The 19110-nt window shown below is 71.8% G+C and carries 15 protein-coding genes; 10 read left to right on the forward strand and 5 right to left on the reverse strand.

What is annotated here, in order from left to right:
* The first annotated feature begins 904 nt into the window (after positions 1-904).
* From FREUN1FDRAFT_RS23420 to FREUN1FDRAFT_RS45265, 5 genes are all read left to right on the forward strand, one after another.
* Entirely contained in the window at positions 905-2320 is a 1416-nt protein-coding gene (locus FREUN1FDRAFT_RS23420; RefSeq protein ID WP_006542696.1) for a hypothetical protein, read from the forward strand.
* A complete protein-coding gene (locus FREUN1FDRAFT_RS23425) occupies positions 2317-3807 on the forward strand; it encodes a radical SAM protein (protein ID WP_006542697.1) in 1491 nt (496 codons plus the stop codon). The genes FREUN1FDRAFT_RS23420 and FREUN1FDRAFT_RS23425 overlap by 4 nt, the downstream gene beginning before the upstream one ends.
* Before the next feature lie 135 nt (positions 3808-3942).
* Positions 3943-5931, forward strand: coding sequence for a ferritin-like domain-containing protein (locus FREUN1FDRAFT_RS23430; protein WP_006542698.1), 1989 nt, complete (start codon positions 3943-3945; stop codon positions 5929-5931).
* Positions 5928-7136, forward strand: coding sequence for a hypothetical protein (locus FREUN1FDRAFT_RS43055; RefSeq protein WP_006542699.1), 1209 nt, complete (start codon positions 5928-5930; stop codon positions 7134-7136). The genes FREUN1FDRAFT_RS23430 and FREUN1FDRAFT_RS43055 overlap by 4 nt, the downstream gene beginning before the upstream one ends.
* Before the next feature lie 829 nt (positions 7137-7965).
* Positions 7966-8397, forward strand: coding sequence for a type II toxin-antitoxin system PemK/MazF family toxin (locus tag FREUN1FDRAFT_RS45265; protein WP_035953197.1), 432 nt, complete (start codon positions 7966-7968; stop codon positions 8395-8397).
* A gap of 63 nt (positions 8398-8460) precedes the next feature.
* Here the strand turns inward: FREUN1FDRAFT_RS45265 and FREUN1FDRAFT_RS23445 are convergent, their stop codons facing one another.
* Both FREUN1FDRAFT_RS23445 and FREUN1FDRAFT_RS23450 read right to left on the reverse strand, forming a co-directional pair.
* Positions 8461-8949 carry a hypothetical protein gene (locus FREUN1FDRAFT_RS23445; protein ID WP_006542701.1) on the reverse strand — a complete coding sequence of 163 codons (489 nt, stop codon included), beginning with the start codon at positions 8947-8949 and terminating at the stop codon, positions 8461-8463.
* A gap of 6 nt (positions 8950-8955) precedes the next feature.
* The gene (locus FREUN1FDRAFT_RS23450; RefSeq protein ID WP_369809816.1) at positions 8956-9585 is read right to left on the reverse strand and encodes a GNAT family N-acetyltransferase; all 630 of its coding nucleotides are present in this window, start codon (positions 9583-9585) and stop codon (positions 8956-8958) included.
* A 322-nt stretch (positions 9586-9907) separates the two neighbouring features.
* Here FREUN1FDRAFT_RS23450 and FREUN1FDRAFT_RS23455 point away from each other — a divergent pair, with 322 nt between their 5' ends.
* Positions 9908-12337 (forward strand): bifunctional diguanylate cyclase/phosphodiesterase, encoded by a 2430-nt coding sequence (locus FREUN1FDRAFT_RS23455; protein ID WP_006542704.1) that lies wholly within the window; start codon positions 9908-9910, stop codon positions 12335-12337.
* A gap of 163 nt (positions 12338-12500) precedes the next feature.
* On the opposite strand, the gene FREUN1FDRAFT_RS23460 is transcribed toward FREUN1FDRAFT_RS23455, so the two are convergent.
* Complete coding sequence (locus FREUN1FDRAFT_RS23460) at positions 12501-12986, reverse strand: MarR family winged helix-turn-helix transcriptional regulator (RefSeq protein WP_006542705.1); 486 nt, start codon at positions 12984-12986, stop codon at positions 12501-12503.
* 245 nt (positions 12987-13231) lie between these two features.
* Here FREUN1FDRAFT_RS23460 and FREUN1FDRAFT_RS47475 point away from each other — a divergent pair, with 245 nt between their 5' ends.
* Complete coding sequence (locus FREUN1FDRAFT_RS47475; RefSeq protein WP_157475218.1) at positions 13232-14269, forward strand: erythromycin esterase family protein; 1038 nt, start codon at positions 13232-13234, stop codon at positions 14267-14269.
* A complete protein-coding gene (locus FREUN1FDRAFT_RS47480; RefSeq protein ID WP_369809817.1) occupies positions 14254-14577 on the forward strand; it encodes an erythromycin esterase family protein in 324 nt (107 codons plus the stop codon). Before FREUN1FDRAFT_RS47475 ends, FREUN1FDRAFT_RS47480 begins: the two co-directional genes overlap by 16 nt.
* Before the next feature lie 97 nt (positions 14578-14674).
* On the opposite strand, the gene FREUN1FDRAFT_RS23470 is transcribed toward FREUN1FDRAFT_RS47480, so the two are convergent.
* Positions 14675-15136 carry a MarR family winged helix-turn-helix transcriptional regulator gene (locus tag FREUN1FDRAFT_RS23470; RefSeq protein WP_006542708.1) on the reverse strand — a complete coding sequence of 154 codons (462 nt, stop codon included), beginning with the start codon at positions 15134-15136 and terminating at the stop codon, positions 14675-14677.
* 62 nt (positions 15137-15198) lie between these two features.
* Between FREUN1FDRAFT_RS23470 and FREUN1FDRAFT_RS23475 the strand changes: the two genes are divergently transcribed.
* Both FREUN1FDRAFT_RS23475 and FREUN1FDRAFT_RS23480 read left to right on the forward strand, forming a co-directional pair.
* Positions 15199-15957, forward strand: coding sequence for an SDR family NAD(P)-dependent oxidoreductase (locus tag FREUN1FDRAFT_RS23475; RefSeq protein ID WP_006542709.1), 759 nt, complete (start codon positions 15199-15201; stop codon positions 15955-15957).
* Positions 15958-16079: 122 nt separating this feature from the next.
* Positions 16080-17255, forward strand: coding sequence for an MFS transporter (locus tag FREUN1FDRAFT_RS23480; protein WP_006542710.1), 1176 nt, complete (start codon positions 16080-16082; stop codon positions 17253-17255).
* Between the two features lie 49 nt (positions 17256-17304).
* Here FREUN1FDRAFT_RS23480 and FREUN1FDRAFT_RS23485 read toward each other — a convergent pair whose 3' ends face one another.
* Positions 17305-19110 carry a multicopper oxidase family protein gene (locus FREUN1FDRAFT_RS23485; RefSeq protein WP_006542711.1) on the reverse strand — a complete coding sequence of 602 codons (1806 nt, stop codon included), beginning with the start codon at positions 19108-19110 and terminating at the stop codon, positions 17305-17307.

Here is a 19110-nt window from a genome sequence, read left to right on the forward strand (position 1 = left end):
CGTGGAAGCGCCTGTGCGAGCCTCTGGCCGTCCGGCGGGTGGACCCTGCCCGTCGGTCGACTGGGCAGGTCCGAGTGACTTCATCCGCTACCGGGCTGAGGTGGAGGTGCCTGCGGGTCAGCCGGGGGCTGAGCGAGGGCCGTGCCCTGGGCCGTCGGCGCGCCGGGCCTGGGAGCTGTCGAGCAGGCTCCAGGGAAAACCGCTCCGGCCTATGACGTGCCGGGTGGCCGGGGTGCCGGATCGCTGTGTGCAGGGTTGAAGAACTGGCTGTTGCCGCAGAACTGGCTGTCGCCGCGACCGACGTCCTGTTCGGCTATGGCGATTTCTTGCTCGAAGAAAGTTGTGATGGCCGTGTGCCAGGCGGCCGCCTGGCCGAGTTTGGCGGCGAAGTCCGCGAGACCGCCGGGGGCCGAACAGGACTGGCGCCCTGCGTCTCCCAACCGGTCGGCGGCTTCTGCGGGGCCGACAGATCCTCGCACGGGGAGAACGCTGTCGGCGGGCTGGAACCGCACATTGTCGGAGGTCTGACAGTTGTCCGTGCGGCGGCGCGTCCCGGATGGTGACAGGCGGCGTCGGTGTGATAGATATGACCGCGGACGATCTCCCGGCCGGACACCGTGCTGTCGTCCGGACCGGCGGCCGAATTGCCGAGGACGGTCGGGGCGATGACGTGCGGAATGAACCTTCGGAATGAACGTTCAGGATGAAACGGACACACCGCTTCGGTGGGGCAGAGGAAACCCGGTGAACACCGATGAATGACCGACGGTCGGTGCCGGCCGCGGATCCCCGCGCGGTATGACGCGGAATCCGCCGGCCACCGGAGTTCCCGTGGCGGCGCCGACCGCCCGGGTGGGTGCGCGCAGCAGCGGAGAAGCGTGGCAACGGAGAACAGGAGACCCGGGTGATCGACCGACTGTGGCTGTACCCACCGCTCGCCTACGGGCGGCTGGGCCCGTCGCCCACTCCCTGTGACAACTACGTCTGGGGCCCCAACGACCTGTCGTCGCGGGGCACCGGCCGCACGACGGTCCAGCCGGCCGAGACCCTCGACGTCGCCGAGGACGGAACAGTCACCCTCCGGCAGCCCGCGACGGTCACGTTCAAGGACGCCGCGGGCTTTCGCCCGGTGTGCCCGTTCTTCGAACTGCACGGCGCCTGGACCGCCGACGGCGTGGCCCACGAGGGGCCGATCACCGGCGAGGTCCTCGCAGCCGCCGGCATCGCCCTCGGCGAGGTGCGCTGGGAGGTCGAGGTCGCCAACCTCAAGCCGCACCACTACACCCAGGTTGACGACGACCGGATCGTCGCGACGGTGAGCATCGCCGGGGACGACACCGGGCGCCGGGCGCTCGACGGGCGCTCGCCCGCGGGGTCCACGGCGCCGCTGGTGCCCGCCGGCAGCCGCGTCCCGCTGGGCAGCGTGCAGCTGACCAGGCCGAACGCCGAGCTGCCGGAGCTGCGCCTGCGGTTCACCCCGGCCGTCGGCGCCGTGTACGGGCCGACGGACCTCCCGAACCGCACGAGCGACTACGTCCTGCCCCCGGACCGGCTCGTCCTCAGCCCGCAGTCACCCTGGGTCGGCTTCGCGCTGGGCGGCGACGACCCGCGGACCAACCCGGGCGGGTTGTTCGCGGGCGCGGAGGGCAACGCCGGTCTCGGGCTCGTCGACGACGTCTGCGACGGCACGGTGCGGGTCGTCCTGCCGGCGGGGCCGGGCCGGCCGGCGGAGCTGAGCGCGGTGGCCCGCATCGTCGTCGGGCCGCCGGACTTCGCGCCCGACCAGCGCCCGTTCACCTCGGCCGCGGACGGCCTGACCGACCGGGTCCGGCGCGCCGACGTCCGCGACCCCGCCTACGCGGCGGACGCCGCCCGCACCACCCTGGAGGTCCGCGACCTGTTCGAGCGGATCCTCGAGACGGTCGCCACGGTGAACGTCGACGCCCAGAACGACCGTGCCCGGTTCGAGAACAGCGCGATCGCGCGCAGCCGGGGGGAGCCGGACGAGGCGGCCCGGGACCGGGCGTTCCCGGCGTCCGAGCCGCTGACCGACCACCCGTTCCCGCTGACCGAGGCGGCACGGGCACGCCACCGCCGGTTCCTGGCCCTGGAGGTGCTGGAGGATGTGCTGCGGGAGCGGCCCGACCTGCTCCCCACGGTCGTGCGCGAGCCGGCGACGAGCGAGCGCTACTACGACCGCCGCATGCCGGCGCTGATGCGCGGCTCCGACCGCCATCCCATGCACATCACCCGGCGGCAGTACGACCTGCTCCGGGCCTGGAGCGCCGCGCTGCGGCGGGACATCGAGCCGGGCACGTGACGGTCCTGCTGCAGATCGGCCGCCGCCCGCCGGACCCGGAGCCGACCCCGGGCGGGCACCCGATGCCGGCCGACCGGCCCGCGCCGGGCGCGGCACCGGACGCGGCACCGGGCACGGTGCGCGACGCCACCGCCGAGGTGCGCCTGTTCCACAGCGCGCACGGGGCACACCTGTTCGTGGTGGACGGCAGCCGCGTCTACGACCTGCCCGGTGACGTCGAGGGGCAGGTGCGGTCCTGGCTGGACTCGGGCGGCGCGGACGGGCTCGGGCCCGGACCACGCGCGGCCCTGGGGCTGGCGCCCGATGCGCCCAGGCGCATCGACGGCCGCCCGATCGACCCGCCACCGCTGTCGGCCCTCTCCCTGAACGTCATGCAGGCGTGCAACATGTCGTGCGCCTACTGCTACGCGGATGAGGGACGCTTCGGCGGTGCGGCCCGGGTGATGCCGCGCGAGGTCGCCTTCGCCGCGGTCGACCGTCTCCTCGCAGAGTCGCGGCCGGGCGCCGACGTGGTCGTGGGGTTCATGGGCGGTGAACCGCTGCTCGCCGCGGACCTCGTCCACGAGGTCACCGCCTACGCGGCCCGGGCGGCCGAGACCGCCGGGCGCCGGGCGCGGTTCTCCCTCACCACGAACCTGACCGAGCTGCGCCCGGCGGACGCCCGCCTTTTCGCCCGGTATCCCTTCGCCGTCTCGGTGAGCCTCGACGGCGACCGGGACCGCAACGACGCGCTGCGCCGGTTGCCCGGCGGGGCCAGCGCCTACGACCGGGTGCGTGCCGGGCTCGACCTGATGGCGCGGCACGGGCGCCCGCGCCATCTCGCCGCGCGGGTCACCGTCACCCCGGCGGCCGGCCGGCTGCTCGACGTCCTGGACCACGTGATCGGCCTCGGCTTCGACGAGGTCGGTTTCGCCGCGGTCGTCGCGTCGCCGGACCCGGCGCTGGAGTTCACCGGGCCGCGGTTCGAGGGGTTCCTCGAGCACATGGTCGAGTGCGGTGAGGTGGCGCTGCGCGAGCTGGCCGCCGGCCGCCGGTACCCGTTCGGCAACTTCGAGACGGCCATGGCGCAGATCCATCGCGGCAGCCACCGCCCCTACCCGTGCGGCGCGGGCGCGGGGTATCTCAGCGCGGCCGCGAACGGCGACCTGTTCGCCTGCCACCGGCTCGTCGACGACCCCGGCTTCGCCATGGGCTCGGTGACAGCCGGCCCGGACCGGGCGGCCCGGGCGGAGCATCTGGCCCGCGGCCACGTCGACCGGATGAGCCCGTGCCGGTCCTGCTGGGCCCGGTACCTGTGCGGGGGTGGCTGCTACCACGAGGTCGCCCGGCGCGGGCGGCCCGGGTGCGACTACATCCGCGGCTGGCTCGCCTTCTGCCTGCGGGCCTACGTCGAGCTGTCGGCGGCGCGCCCCGACTACTTCGAGGGGCTGGCGGCGTCTGCCGGGTATGGCGGCGGCGGCAGTGATCCGACGACCGTCGCCCGCTGACGGCCGCCGCGTGAGCTGGACGCGCGGACCGCACAGGTGCGGCCGCGAGAGCAGGACGCGTCGCCCATCAGGCGCGCCGCGGGGACACCGACGCGCCGCCCGACGAGGCGCGGCGCACGAGGAAGGGGCTGGAACGTGACGGAACCCGTGACCGGACCACCCGCGGGCAAGATCTTTCCCCGAAACCTGACGGCGCGGGCGGACCACGTCGTGCGCGGCAACCCGGCGGCCTCCCGTCCCGAGAGCGGTGTCGACAACTGCTATCCGGGGCTGGAGTTCGACCAGCGCAACCTGGACAAGGCCTTCTTCCCCGGGCTGACCTTCGAGTTCCACCGCCCGGACGGTGCCGTGCTGCGCCGCGTCGGCGCCACCGGCATCGCCGCCGAGCGCGGCCTGACCGACGCGGACCTGCCCCTGCATCTGTGGGCCGTCTGCGGGCGCACGACCGTCGACCAGACCGAGGCCGCCATCCCGACGTTCAGCTGCGCGAACCTCGGCGGGCTGGACGTCTGGCGGCTGGTGCACGACCTCATGCCGGGGCGGATCGCGATCCTGCTCGGCCCGGCGCCCGGCATCTCCTCGCCCGGCGCGGACGTCGTGAACGGCTCGCTCAACGGGTTCCGCCGCGGCGACCGCAGTGTCGTGCAGCGCGACCCGGACGGCACGGTGCTGGCGGTCCTGGTCGCGGACCGGGCCCGCTACCTCGACCCCGAGGGTGTCATCGACCCCGAGGTCTACCTGCCCGGCGAGCTGACCCGAAGCCTGTGCGCACCATGGCAGTACGACTTCCGGGACTGCGGCTGCTTCTACTGGGCGGCCTCCAAGCCCGACGTCGTCACCAGCGCCGACGGGCAGGTTCCCTACGTCAACTTCCAGCGCGCCGACCGCACCGCCGTCCCGCCGCCCGCGGATCTGCCGACCGAGGCCGGGCGGCGGGAGCAGGAGCTGGACTACGCCGAGATGCTCCACGCCTGGAACGACCTGGCCGTCGTGCTGGGCGGCCGGGAGACCGCCGGGGTCGCCCCGCCACCGCCGCCGGGGCCGACCGCCGGCGAGCTGACCCGGCAGGAGGTGCTCGACGAGCTGAACTACCTGGCCACCGTCGAACACGCCCTCTCGGTGGAGTACCTGTTCGCGCACTACTCGCTCGACGCGCCCCGGCTGCTGCCCGACGACGCGGACGAGCACACCCGCCGCGTGCACGCCGCGGCCACCGAGGTCTACTCCATCGCCGTCGACGAGATGCGGCACCTGCGCTGGGTCAACGAGGCGCTCGCCCTGCTCGGCCGGCCGCCGAACGTCGGGCGGGCCGGGCGCATCCACCGCCAGCTCGACCGGCCTTTCCAGCTCGAGCCGCTCACGCCGGCGCAGCTGGACTGGTTCATCGAGGTCGAGCGGCCGAGCCAGGGAACGGCCTCGGGCGTCGACGGGATGTACGTCCGGCTGCTGACCACGATCGACGCGCGGCCCGACCTCTTCCCCGAGCGGGACAGGCTCGTCCACCTCATCAAGCTGATCATCGACGAGGGGGGTGAGCACTTCCGCCGGTTCGGCCTGGTCAAGGGCCACCTCGCCGGGCTCGCACCGGAGAGCTACCTGCGCACGCTGCGGGCGGACCCGGCCGACGCGCTCACCGAGGGCCTGGCCGATCTCAGCGACCAGAACTACGCGCTGCTGCTCAACGCCCTGCAGGCGACCTTCGCACTGGGGGACAGGGCCGGCGGCCAGCTACTCGAACAGGCCCGCCGGGCGATGTTCAGCCTGCACGAGACGAACCACCTGCTCGCGGCGCGCGGCGTACAGCCTCGCTTCGAGCTGCCCGTCCCGGTCACGCTGCCCGTCCCGGTCGCCGATCATGCCGCCGGGATCCGCCGCGCCCAGGAGACCGTCGCAGAGCTGGGCGGCGCGCCGGAGCGCCGGCTCGTCCTCCAGCACGGCGCGGCGCACGAGGCCCTGCTCGCCGAGCTGCAGGCCGCCGGCATCGGCACGAACGCCCCGGGCGGCACGAGCGCCCCGGGCGGCGCGAGCGCCCCGGGCGGCGCGAGCGCCCCGGGCGGCACGAGCGCCGCGGGCAGCACGACTGCTCCGCCGACCCAGCCGCCACCGCCCCGGACACAGGGGTGACCGAAACCGTCGTCACCGGGGCCGGGCTTGCCGGCCTGACCTGCGCCTACCTGCTCGCCGGGCAGGGCCGCCGCGTTCTGGTCACCGGGTGGCGACCGGGTGACCCCGAGCCGGCATCCGGCACCAGCCAGGCACCGGGGGAGACGTCCCCGCCGGCGCGTTGGCTGGTGCTCAACGAGCTGACCATCGACCTGCTGCGGGAGGTCTGGGACGGCGGGAGCGGCCTGTTCGACGGCGCCTGGCCAATTCGGTGCCGGCACGTCCGGTGGGGTGGCTCCAGCACCGACCAGCCCCTCGAACAGCCGAGCCTGGCGGTCGACGGGGCCCGGTTGGCCCAGCGGATGGGGAGGCGGCTGGCCGAGACCCATCCGGACCTGGTCCGGCTCACCGCGGCCGGCCCCGCACCGTCGGTGGCCGAGTGGCTGATCGCCGCCGGGCACCCGTCGGCCGGGCCGGCCGGGGGCCGTCCGGTTCACATCGGGCGCAGACACATGATCAGCGCGGAGGTGGGGCTCGCGGCGGGCGAGTCCGCCGCCACGAGCCACCTGGTGGCCACCGGTCCGGCCTGGATCTTCCTGGCACCGGTCGGACAGCGGCGGGCGCTGGTGCAGGCCATGGTGCCTGGGCCCGTCGCGGACCCGGTGCCGTTGCTGCGCCGGCTTCTGGTCCGGACAGAGCTGGGACGCCGGCTCGTGGCACCGCCCGACGCCGCCGTCGTGGTGCCCGCGGCGCCACGGTTGCGGCAACCGCCCTGCGGGCCCGGCTGGATCGCGGTGGGTGGCTACGCTGCCCGGTTCGACCCACTCAGCGGTTCGGGGACCGCGCAGGCTGTCCGAACAGCGGTGCTCGCCGCGGCGGCCATCGACGCGATCGACCGTGGCGCCGACGAGCTGGAGGTCCGCGCGCATGTCACGGACCGGGTCCTGACCGCCTTCACCGAGCACGTCCGCACCTGCCTGGGCCTCTACACCTCCGCCCTGGCCGGCGGTGATCCAGCCGGCGCTGATCCGGCCGGCGGTGGTGCGGGCAGCGCGCGGACATCCTGGGGCGACGGGCGCGCCGGCCTGGACCCGGCGGCCTGGCAGGACGAGATCGACCTGACGGCCGCCGCCCTGCGCGGGTTCGGCATGTCCGCGGCCACCTCTGCGAGGTTCACCCTGACCGGCCCGCTACCGGGCTGGAGACTGGTGCCGCACAGTCGTTAGTCGCACCGCCCGGCCAAGGTGGCCGGTGGCGGCGGCGCCAGCTCGCCCCGTGATCCACGGCTGCGTGGGCATGGCGCGGGTCGCGTTGCCTACGCGGGTTTCCGCGGTTTGCGGCTGATGCGGTAGTCGAGGACGAGTAAGGGGATGCCGCGCCGATCGTGACGGGGCCTGCGCCGCTCAGTCGGCCGGCCGCCCACCCGGCGGGTGCGACAAGTGCCGCGCTGGTGGCGATCCGCTGCCACAGCGCGGGGATCTCGCCCGGCCGCTGCCGGGCGCGCGCGACGGCTTCGCCAGCCGCCAGCGCGCCCGCGCCAACCAGGGTGCCCAGAACGGCAGTCCGCCGGCTCCGATGGGCGGTGAGAGCCGCCCCCGCCACGCCCCCGATGGCGGCCGCGGACAGGACAGCCGTTCCGCGCCGCACCGGCTTCGTCCCCTTTGCCGCCTGCCACGCGACCAACCTATCCGGATGGGTGTTCATGCACCTCGCCGTCGACGGTTGGGGTGACAGAGCTGTCTGGTCGTAGGGGGATGTCCCGTTCGGCGGGTGCGCGATGGCGCCTGAGGACGGTCGGGACGTTCCTCCGGGAGCTGTGATTACTGTGGCGATATGGGACTGCTGGGGGATCTGATCAAGATCGTGTCCGACCGGGTGACGGGCAGCCGCCGCCATGGTGAGGCACCCTCGCGGGAGGCGGGACGGAAAGGTCGGCGGCGGTCGGCACCGACGGCCCGTTCCTCTTCCTCTTCGGTGGCAGCCGCGCGTTCCTCTTCGGTGGCAGCCGCGCGCAGTCACCCGACCCGGGAACGGGGGCGGCCGTCCCGCACGAATGTGGAGGTCTCGCCGGGCGAGTTCGGGCCGGACGCCACCAGGGAGGTCGATCCGCGTCGCATCGGGCCGGTGCGGATGAGCTACTCGCCGCAATCGGACGGGGCCCCGGATCCCGGCGAGGTCGTCTGGACGTGGGTGCCGTTCGAGGAGAACGACGGACGAGGCAAGGACCGGCCGGTGCTCGTGGTGGCCGTCGAATCCGCGGGCACCTGTCTGGCCGTGCAGCTCACCAGCAAGGACCACGACGGCGAGGGCGACTTCGTGTCCATCGGCGCGGGCGGGTGGGACGGTGAGCGCCGGCCGTCCTGGGTCAACCTGGACCGGGTGATCCGGGTGCATGAGGGCGGGATGCGCCGAGAGTCGACGGCCCTGTCGCGCGAGCCGTTCGAACGGGTCACGGACCGGCTGCGTCAGCGCTACGGCTGGCGCTAGACCCATTAGCGGGCGAGATCTCGGTCTGACCCTCGAGACGAGGAACGCCTGTCCGCGCAGTGATCAGCTGACTCGCGGCTGAGGCGGTGCGGGCGCCGGAGGAGGGCCGTCGAGCCACCAGGCTGACCGTTGCTCCTCGTGCAGACCCGTGAGAGTCGGATACCAGGTGCTGTTCTCGGAGAAGTAACTCCTCATGGCCGGCGACGAGTTGAAGAGGTCCAGAATCCACGCACGCCAGGATTCGAGATCTTTCTTGGAGTACTCGAGTTTCCGATCCCAGATGCACTCCATGATGTCGAGGCAGAACTCGGTTATCGCCAGCACCTGGTTGCGATCCTGGCGGGTTGAGTCCGCCGCTATCGGCTCGTCCTCATAAAAATGGGGTCGCCACTGGGGATACTCGATGAAGACTCTGTCTACCTGAAGGGCCAGATCGGTCGTACTGTTGTAGGTCGTGACCGTCCGATTTCGCCTGGCATCCGACACGGACAGTGCCGTCGCGCCGATGGAAAGCATCAGCGCGACGACCGCGACAATGTTCGAGGTTTCCATCCGAGGTCACTTTCCGGATGCTGCGATGACAAGTGGGTGGTCGGGAGGGAGATCGTAGCCCTCCTCGTACAGTGCTCGAACGAGGTCGGTCAGGTCGTCGCCGGTCGGCGGATCCGGCCGGGCGGCCGGTGCCCACATCAGGAGCATCGGTTTTTCACCGTCTCCCTGGAGAAGCGGAACCCGGAAGTCGGTGGTGGGCAACCTGCGGGCGCCTCTGTTCTCGTAGAAGCAGATACGCCGTCGGCGTGCGACGGTCGTCCGTGGATCGATATCAGGCTCGTCGGGGTCCTCGACCTCGAGGACAATCGCTGTCACGCCCCGATGGCGCTGGGCGTCGGTACGGATGTGATACCAGAGCTCGCCGCCGAACCCACCGCCGCGATACCTCTCGTCGATCGCGAGGTATTCAAGATAGAATGTCTGGACCGATCGGAGCACGTAGGCCGATGCAAAGCCCAGCGCAATGCCCTCGTCAAGTGCGACGTAAGCGATGCGAACACCCTCGTTGACATCTCGCACTATCTCCTCGAACGGCATCCGCTCGCCTGCGGGGAAGGCCTCGAGATAAATTCGCTCCACTGAACTGACCTGCGACGGCTCGAGACCAGGTAACGCCGTGACGCGCATACCCGGCATACTAGCCGGTATGGCGGCATCCTGTATGGATTACTGCCCGTCAACCTTGACGTCGACGGCCACACTTTGTGCTGCTGAACGAGGTGACGGTGTGGTCGGCGCGACCGGCTGGCTGATCGCCGCAGGGTGCTCGGCGGGAAGGATCGTGGTCAACGCACTGGCGGTCTTCTTCCGCCTGTACTAGCGTGAATGTCGTCACTGTTTGTGTGTATACCTTTACTCTGGGTTAGATGTCGTGGAGGAGGATCGCCGGCGCAATCCAGTCCGGCTGGCAGGGCGATCCGTGCCGGCGAACAGGCGATGAGCCCAAGCGGAGAGGATGATGTCGCACGGGGAGGTCACTCGAGGTACCGCACCGGAGCAGGACGCGTCGTACTGTGGCGCGGCCATGTTCCGCCGAATCGTCGGTGCGTGCGCGGTGGTCGCGTTCGTGGTCCTGCTCGCCCCCTTCGTCCTGCCCTCGCGCGGCGCCGACCTGGCAGTCCGCCTCGGCGGCATGGCCGCGATGGGGTTTCAAGGCGGCTGTGAGCTCTGGTCGACGCCGCGGGCGAGGGGCGCCGAGCGACGCTGGCGGCTGCTCCTGCTCACTGGATGGATCGGGGTGGCGATCGGCCTGATGATCACGTCCGTCAGGGCGTTGTCGCTGGGACAGAACCCTTTGCCGCCGCTGTCGGGGACGGAGCCCGCCTACCTGGCGTTCATTCCGTCGTCGATCGCCGCGGTGCTTGCCTTCCCCACGGACCCGCTCAGGCCGGAGGATGAGCCGGCGGACACCCGGGGAACCCACTGGAAGATCGTCACCGTACTGGACGCGCTGCTTCTCGTCGGCTCGCTGAGCCTGCTCGGCTGGGTGGCCGTCTTCGGCCCGTTGGTGCGCGCGCGAGCACCGGCGCCGGCCCCTCTCGGAGTCCTGCTGGCGTTCGGCCTCGGATGTTTCCTGCTGCTGATCACAGTTCTGCTCGTCGCGGTGTTCCGGCGCCCCCGCTGCAAGGAATCATTCGTGCTTCTCGGGGGCGGGCTCGGTTCCATCACCGTACTTCTGCACGTGTCGCTGTACTTCATCGCGAGCGGCCGGCCGGAGCCCCTGCAACTGGTAGCCAGCAACGCCGTCGGCACGATGATGATCGGGCTCGCCTGCATCGTGCCGCCGCGGCCGCCAACCGACCGTGCTGTCTGTCCCGCCGCCGTAGGTCTCGGATCCGCTCCCGGCGGCCTGGCCCGGTGGCGTGCCTGCTGGGCCGGCTGGCAGGCCGGACAGGGCCCCCGCTGGGCGAGGTTGCTCCTTCCGTACGTTCCGCTGGCGGCGTTGGGCGTGCTGGTGGCCGTCCAGATGGCGACGGAGACGCACGTCAGAGCGAGCGAACTACTCGGCGTCCTCCTGCTTGTGCTCGTCGTGCTGATCCGTCAGCTGCTGACCTTGGCGGACAACATGAGGCTGCTGGACAGGGCTGAGCAGAGCCGCCGCCAGCTGCGCCACCAGGCGCTCCATGATCCCCTGACCGGGCTGGCGAACCGTGTCCTGTTCGGCGACCGGCTGGAACACGCGGTCGCTCGGCCCAGCCGCGGCCGGCTGGCGCTGCTCTTCTGCGATCTTGATGACTTCAAGACTGTCAACGACACCTTGGGCCATCCTGCCGGCGACGAGCTGCTGCGGCTGGCCGCTCGGCGGCTGGTTGGCTGCGTCCCGCCGTCGGACACGGTTGCCCGCCTCGGGGGCGACGAGTTCGCGGTTCTCCTGGAGGACGAGACCGCGGACGCCGAGGCGGTCGGCAGGAGGGTGCGCGCGGCCGTCGGTGCGCCGTGCCGCCTCGCCGGGCAGCCATGCGCCGTTCAGGTGAGCATTGGCCTGGCAGTCGCCGAGCCGGGATCTCCGATCAGTTCCGAGAGCCTGCTCCAGCAGGCAGATCTCGCCATGTACGCCGCCAAGCAGCGGGGCAAGGACAGCCTGGTCGTCTACGGCCCCGGCCTCGTCGCTCACGGCGGCTCGTCGACAGCGCGCCGTGCGCTGCACCAGGTGTTGCGGGGAGATCCCGCGGGTGGCGTCCTCGACGTTCTCTACCAGCCGATCGTCGATCTGACCCACGGTCACCCGGTGGCCTACCAGGCCTCGACGCGGTGGCGCCACCCGATCCTCGGGCATCTCACGGGAGAGCAGACGGTCGCGGTGGCGGCCGGCGCAGGGCTGAGCCACCAGCTCGAACAGGTGATCCTGGACCGTGCCTGCCACGACATCGGCCGCTACCGAAGGCGGACAGGAAAGAACGTCGCCGTCTACGTCGGCGTGTCGGTGGCGCGGTCGACCCGCGACCTGCCGGCCGACATCGAGACGGCGTTGGCCGCGTCCCACCTCCCGGTGCAGGCACTGGTCCTGAGGCTGTCGGAGACGGAGCGCCTGGATGAGCAGGCCGCTGACAGCCTGCGTACATGCGCCGCCCGTGGGCTGCGCCTCGCGCTGAACGGCATCGCCGGCAACCACAACAGTCTTCTGGCGCTGGACGAGCTGCCCATAGGGATACTCATGTTCGACAGCTCGCTCGGAGGTCGTGCCGCTGGCAGTGGGGGCCGGGCCGACCTGCTCCGCCGTGCGGTGATCGCCTTCGCTGAAGACCTGGGTCTCATGGTCATCGCGACCGGCGTCCAGAGTCGGCAGCAGGCACGTTCACTGGCGCGCCACGGATGCCGCTTCGCACTGGGACGGCTGTTCGGACCACCGGCCGCACTCCCCGGGGCTGCCGGTCGTCCAGCGGCTTAGCGTCTCGCGGCGCACGCGACTTTCCGCCGGCTCGGCCGCTCGGGTCTCGCGTCCTGCCTGGAGGCAGAGCCACCGTGGACCGACTCGCTTCCTGATCAAGATTCGCGGTCGGCGTGCACGGGCACCTTCCGCCGATCCGCGCTGCGACCGCGGCGGGCGGGCGTCAGCCGGCGGGGCGCCGGTAGCCGGGATGAACCCCCGGGGTCAGGCCCTGCTGCTCGGCCATGCGGGCGAGCAGGCCGCGCAGGGCCGAACGCTCGGAGGCGGTCAGCGCGGCGCACAGGTCGCCCTCGTGCGCCATGCCCACCGCACCCACTTCACCCATGAGGCGTTCGCCGTCGCCGGTGAGGTGCAGGGCGTAGGACCGTCGGTCGGGGCTGCCGCGGCGCCGTTCCACCAGGTTCCGCTCCTGCAGGGTGTCAACGAGCACGACGAAGCGGCTGGGCGGGGTGCCCAGCCGAGCCGCGTAGCTCTGCTGGCTGAGACCGGGTGACACCGCGATCATGCGCAGCAGCCCCGCCTGCGCCGGCGTCAGGTCGAGTTCTGCGACGCGGTCGGCGAAGCGCGCGGCTGCGTGCGCGCCGAGCTGCGCGAGCAGGAAGGCGACTCCTCCCCGGTTCTGCTTCGGCTCGTCGCACGCCTCGGACACCAGCGAATACTAACAGCTTGAAAATGATAGACGTCAGTATATGGTTCACGTGTGTCTATCGATCGAGGAGTTGTCATGCCCTCACCATGCGCTGCCGTCGTCCCTTTCCCGTCCCTACCCGTCCGCCTCGTACCCGCGACCGGGGCCATCGTCGCGGGCGCATCGTGATCGCCCTCGTGACAGGCGGCACCGCCGGCATCGGCCGGGAGATCGCCGCCAAGACGTCAGTGCCCGCTGAGATGTCAGTGCCGACTGAACCGAACTCACGCGGCACGTCCCGCCGAAGCCTGCTCCGGGCGGTGGGCGGTGGCGCCCTGGGACTCGGCGTCGCGGGTGTGTCCCGGCCGGCGAGCGCGGCCGAGCAGACCGCCATGCCGGATCCCGTCCCCAGGTGGATCAGCAGTCACGCGCACGGCATTGCCAGCACCGTGCCCGACGCCGCGCCCGTCGACCTCGAGCCGCTGCGCACGATGATCGACAACGTCGCGGTCGTCGGGCTCGGCGAGTCCACCCACGGCGCGCACGAACAGCTCAGGCTCAAGCACCGCCTGGTGCGGTTCCTGGTCGAGGAGGCGGGCTTCCGGTCGGTGGTGCTGGAAGAGGACTGGACCAAGGGCATCCAGATCGACGAGTTCCTCCGTCTCGGCCGGGGCAACCCGCGCGATCTGCTCGCCGACGCCGGCACACCGTGGCAGTGCCGGGAGATTCTCGACCTGCTTGTCTGGATGCGGGAGTACAACGAACGCCATCCCACCGACCCGGTGCGGTTCGCGGGCGCCGACGTGGTCTCGGTCCGCGCCCTCGCCTACGACGCCGTCACCGACCACGTGGCCCGCCGCGCGCGGCGCCGCCTCGCCGACCTCAGCGCCCACTACGACGTGATCCGGCCGGCCGGAGCCATCGGCCCGCACGTTGCCTGGTACCGCGGCCAGCCGGACAAGAAGCCCTACATCGACCACGCCCGCGCGGCGCGTGACCTCGTAGCCAGCCTTCCCGCCGACCCCGGACGACGGCTCGCGCTGCGGCACGCCGAGGCGATCGTCGGCTTCTACGAGTACCACGCCACCTCCGCCGTGGCCGTCCGGGACCGCTACATGGCCGACACTGTCGCCTTCTGGCGTGAGTACACCGGCGGACGCTCGATCTACTGGGCGTCGAACGTTCACAGCGCCATCGGCGACCCGCTGACCATCTCCTTCCCCCGTTCCCGCCCGCGACGCAGACGAGCGCCGGCGGCATCCTGCGGCGCCGCTACGGCGATCGGTACCTGTCGGTCGCCATGACCTTCGACCACGGGGAGGTCAACGCGGGCTACCCGCTGCAGCGGTACGCCGTCCCGCCGCCGACCCCACAGTTCACCGACACCGCACTCGCGCCGGCCGCCACAGCGGCCGACTACCTGCTCGACCTGCGAGCGCCCGCCCCGCCGCCCGTGCGGAGCTGGCTTCGGGGCCCCGCCGTCCTCCGCGCGATCGGCCCCAGCTACGACCCTGCCGGCGACCCGTCCTACTTCATGTCCGGGGGCAGCCTCCGCGGCTGGTTCGACGTGCTCGTCCACCAGGGGCTGGTCACCGCGACCACGCCGCTCTGAGGTACTCGTTGACGTCCTCAGGTTCCGCGAAGTGGCTACGGGACCGGTGGGCCGCGCCTCCCACCTCGGTCGGATGGTCGCGGAGGGCGTGTTGTCCTCACTCCTCGGTCAGGACATCGTCACCTATGATCCGGCGCAGGTTGGCGATCGCCTGTTCGAGGGCGCCGATCGCGATCTCGCGGTCGGGTGCGCTCACCTGCCCCATGGCCTCCTCGGCGAGTTCCGACCAGGCCCGCTCGACGGCGGGGAGCAGGGCGTGGCCCCTGTCGAGCAGCACGATGCGTACCTGGCGGCGGTCGGTGGCGACGGGCTCGCGCCGGAAGTAACCGGATTTCTCGAGGCGCGCGAGGCTGCGCGTCGCGGTCGGCTGCTCGACGCCGAGCCTGGCCGCCAGCTCGGAGATCGTCATTCCGTCGCGCTCCTGGGCCAGGTGCCACAGCAGTACGTCCTGGCCGGGGTGGAGTCCGAGCGCGGCGAGCCGGCGTGCTCTTGCGGCGCGGTAGAGCTTGCTCATCTTGGTCAGCGCCCGGTTGAGCCGCATGGCCTCGCCTGCGTCCACGCCGGCCATCCTACATTTGTATAGTCGGCTATAAGTTAGCCGGCTAATCATCTGGAGGGGTCATGGATTTCGGGCTCGAAGGTCGGATCGTGCTGGTCACGGGAGCGTCCGGCGCGATCGGAGCCGCGATCGCCAGATCGTTCGCGCGTGAAGGCGCCCAGGTCGGCGTGGGGTGGCACCAGAACGAGGAAGGCGCGCAGCGTCTGGTCGACGAGATCGTCCGTACGGGCGGGCAGGGGATGGCGGTGCGGCTCGACCAGCGGGACGACCGCTCGGTCCAGGCCGGAGTCGGTCAGGTGCGGACCACGCTCGGGGAGATCGCTGTCCTGGTCGCGAACGCCGTCGCATGGCCGACGCAACAGACCGAGACGTGGACGAGCCTCGTCGACGGCCTCACCGCGAATGTCACCGGGACGATGGCAGTTGTCGACTCCGTGCTGCCGGGCATGAGGAACGCCGGATGGGGCCGGGTGGTGCTGGTGTCCTCGGACGTCGTCGGGCAGCCACTACCCGCGGCGGTCACCTACCCCGCCGCGAAGGGGGCGCTTGAGGTGGCGGCCGCGGTGCTCGCGGTGAGGGAGGCGCGGCATGGCATCCTCACGAACGTCGTGCGACCCGGCTTCACCCTGACCGATCGGGCGTTGAGCACCCCGTGGCTCGGCCAGCAGGCCGTGGACTCCGAGGCGGCGAAGACGCCGACCGGGCGAATCTGCACACCCGAGGATGTCGCCTCCGCGATCGCCTACCTCGGATCGGCTGCCAACGGTCACGTCAACGGCGAGGTTCTGTCCGTCGCGGGTGGACGGCATCTCACCCGCTGATCCCGGTCCATCGCGGGTGGGGCTCCGTGCCGCGACCGCGCCGGGGGAGGCGGGCCGGCGGGATCTATGGGAAGCGTCGCGGAAGCAGGCCTGTTCGGTCGGCCGTGGTGCAGGTTGGCTCCATGAGCAACGAGATCTCCGTGTCCTCGCCGACCGGCGGGACCGTCGCACCGGCGACGGCCTGGACGCCGGTGGCCGCACTCATGTCGGGGACGACCGTGCTCGTGACGAGTGAGTTCCTGCCGGCCGGCGTGCTGCCGAAGATGGCCTCGGACGTCGGTGTCAGCGACGGGGTAGCCGGCCTGGCGATCGCGACCACCGCGATCGCCGGTGCCGTCACCGCGCCCACGATCGCGCTCGTCCTCCCACGGGCCGACCGGCGCACGGTGCTCGTCGCGCTGCTGGCCGCCGGCGCCGTCGCCAATCTCGTCGTGTCGGCAGCCCCGAACTTCGCCGTCCTGCTGCTGGGCCGGCTCCTGCTCGGCATCGCGCTCGCCGGCTTCTGGTCGTTCGCCTTCGGCGCGGGCCTGACCGTTGCCCCCGGGAGGTCGAGCGTCGTGTCGACCGCGCTCGCCTTCGGCGTGAGCCTCGCGACGGTTCTGGGTGTGCCGCTCGCCGCGCTCGTCAGCAACGACGTCGGCTGGCGGGCCGCGTTCGCCGGCGCCACCGTCATCTGCGCCGGCGCCGCGACCTGGCTGGCGTGCACGCTTCCGCCGGTGCCGGCGCATCCGTCCGCCGGCCTGCCGATGCTGCGCGAGGCTGTCGGGAACCGGCGGCTCATGGCGGGAATCGGGTGCGTCGTCCTGGTCGCCTTCGGGAACTTCGCCGCCTACCCCTACATCCGGCTCGCGATCGAACGGGTGAGCTCGTCCCACACCACGTGGCTGCTCGTCGCCTGGGGCCTGGGCGGCATGGCGGGCAACGTCATCGCCGGCGCGATCGCCGCGAGGCTGCGCCCGCTGGCGGCCGCGGGACCGGCCCTGCTGGGTGTCAGCCTGGTGGTCACCGCCATGGCGGAGGCTCCCGTGCAGCTCGTGATCGGGATCCTGTTGTGGGGTTTCGCGTTCAACATGGTGCCGGTCGCCACCCAGCTGTGGGTCACCAGAGTCGAGCCGGAACGTGCCGAGTCCGCGATGTCTCTGCAGGTCACGGCGTTCCAGGTGGCGATCACGGCGGGCGCGGCGATCGGCGGCGTGCTGCTCGACACGCATGGTGCGAGGTCGCCGCTTCTCGTCGGCGCCGCCGTGGCGCTCGCCGCCGGCCTCGGGTTCGGGCTACTGCGCCTGCCCCGGACCTGACCGGGGGGCCTGTGCGGGTGCAACCGATCTGTGGATCGGTTGCACCGGATCATTCGACGACGCGGAAGGGCAGCATCATGCAGTCGTCCTCGTGGTCGAGAACGTGGCAGTGCCAGACGTATCCCTGCAGGGTCTCGCCGGCCGGGCTGAGGAAGGGCGAATCGGGGTCGAAGCCCAGCTCGTCCGCGGTCGGAAAGCGCACGAGGACCCGGGTCACCATCTTGCTCGGGGCACGGACCGTGTCCTTCCATCCGGCTTCCCACGCCGCTGGCCGCTGCACCGGCCGCCCGAGGGTGAACGGGCCGACGGGCGGCGCCCACCGGGTACCGAGCGCCGGGCGCGGGTTGAGCAGCACATAGCTGGCCGCGTCGAACGCCTGCCGGTGCAGGATTCGGAACTGGACGAGGTGCAGGTGAATCGGGTGTTCGTCGTCGGTGGTGTTGACGATGTCCCACTGCTCGACCGCGCCCTGACGGGGCCGGTCGATGTCGGTGTCATGGAATCGCAGGTTGTTCAGCGTCATCTTGGCCGGTGGCCAGCGGACGGCCACCAGCTGGCTGACCGTGACGGTGCGCACCTTCTGCGGCGACGGCAGCGGCGGCAGGACGGCCGGCTGGTTGGTGCCGCCGCGCAGTGACGCGGGCGGTCCTCCGGTCACCCCCTGGGCCGTTCCGACGGTGAACCGCATGACCCGCGGCAGGACATCCACGCCGATGACCGTCGACTGGGCCGGCGGTGCCTCGTCGTTGCGCAGCTCGCACTGCGTTCCAGGGGGTAACGCCGAGAAGTCGACGAGCAGGTCGTAACGCTCGCCCGCGGCGATGTGGAGGTCCGTGGTGCGCACCGGCGCGTTCAGCAGGCCGCCGTCGTTGCCGATCACCCAGAACGGCATCCGGTCGGCGAAGAACAGGTGGTACGTGCGCAGGTTCGCGGCGTTGAGGAGCCGGAACCGGTACAGCCCACGGGCGACGGTGAGGTTCGGGTTGACCACCCCGTTGACGACCACCGTGTCGCCGGTCATGCCGCCTTCCCAGGTACCCGCGGCGACCAGCTTGAAGACACGGAAACCGAGCGTTCCGTCGGCGTTGAACATCTTGTCCTGCAGGACCAGCGGGACCTCGAACTCGCCGCTGGGCAGGCCGAGCGGGTTACCCGGCCGGCCGGTGTCGTACTGGTCGCGCACCAGGCACATGCCGGCGAGCCCCGCGCACACGTTCAGCCGGGTGATCCCCATGGCGTGGTCGTGGTACCACAGCGCGGTGGCCTCGAGCCGGTTCGGGAAGTCGTGGACGACGTCACGGCCCGGCAGGAACGTCGCCATCGGGTGGCCGTCGGATCCCGGCGGGCTGGGAGCCCCGTGCAGGTGCAGAACGGTGCGCGGCGTCGTGCGGTCGACGTCGCTCGCACCGTCCAGCGTGGTGTCGACGTCCGCGGCGTAGATGTGCGGCCCGAGCCGGTTCTGGTGAAGGATCCTCGTCGGGACCCCGGCCTGGACCTCGATCGTCGGGCCCAGGTAGGGCTGCCCGCCGTAGCCCCAGGTGCGCGCCGTGCCGAGATCCCGGTGGAAACGATGGGTGCCCTCGGCCGCGGCCAACGTCAGGTCGCCGGTCACCACCGGCGGGATCGCCAGCTCGTCCACATAGGGGGTCAGCGGCGGGGAGTGGAACACCAGGTCCGGGTAGGGCGGCGCGGCCCACGACCGGACCGCCCCCGCGTTCAGCGCCCAGCCCACGCCCGCGCTGGCACCAACCCAGCCGGCGACGGCGCCCGCCCGCAGGACGCCGCGACGACTCATCGGCCGCGGGTCGGGCTCCTGACCGTCGCCGTCTTCCCGCGGCCGCCGCTGCCGGCTCAT

This window comes from Parafrankia sp. EUN1f (assembly GCF_000177675.1).
Classification (GTDB): Bacteria; Actinomycetota; Actinomycetes; order Frankiales; family Frankiaceae; genus Parafrankia.

Coding starts and splice junctions, on each gene's coding strand:
- FREUN1FDRAFT_RS23455 (WP_006542704.1), top strand. CDS start 9,908: ATGTCGCACGGGGAGGTCACTCGAGGTACCGCACCGGAGCAGGACGCG.
- FREUN1FDRAFT_RS23445 (WP_006542701.1), bottom strand. CDS start 8,949: ATGGAAACCTCGAACATTGTCGCGGTCGTCGCGCTGATGCTTTCCATC.
- FREUN1FDRAFT_RS23480 (WP_006542710.1), top strand. CDS start 16,080: ATGAGCAACGAGATCTCCGTGTCCTCGCCGACCGGCGGGACCGTCGCA.
- FREUN1FDRAFT_RS23485 (WP_006542711.1), bottom strand. CDS start 19,110: ATGAGCCGGCAGCGGCGGCCGCGGGAAGACGGCGACGGTCAGGAGCCC.
- FREUN1FDRAFT_RS23475 (WP_006542709.1), top strand. CDS start 15,199: ATGGATTTCGGGCTCGAAGGTCGGATCGTGCTGGTCACGGGAGCGTCC.
- FREUN1FDRAFT_RS23450 (WP_369809816.1), bottom strand. CDS start 9,585: ATGCCGGGTATGCGCGTCACGGCGTTACCTGGTCTCGAGCCGTCGCAG.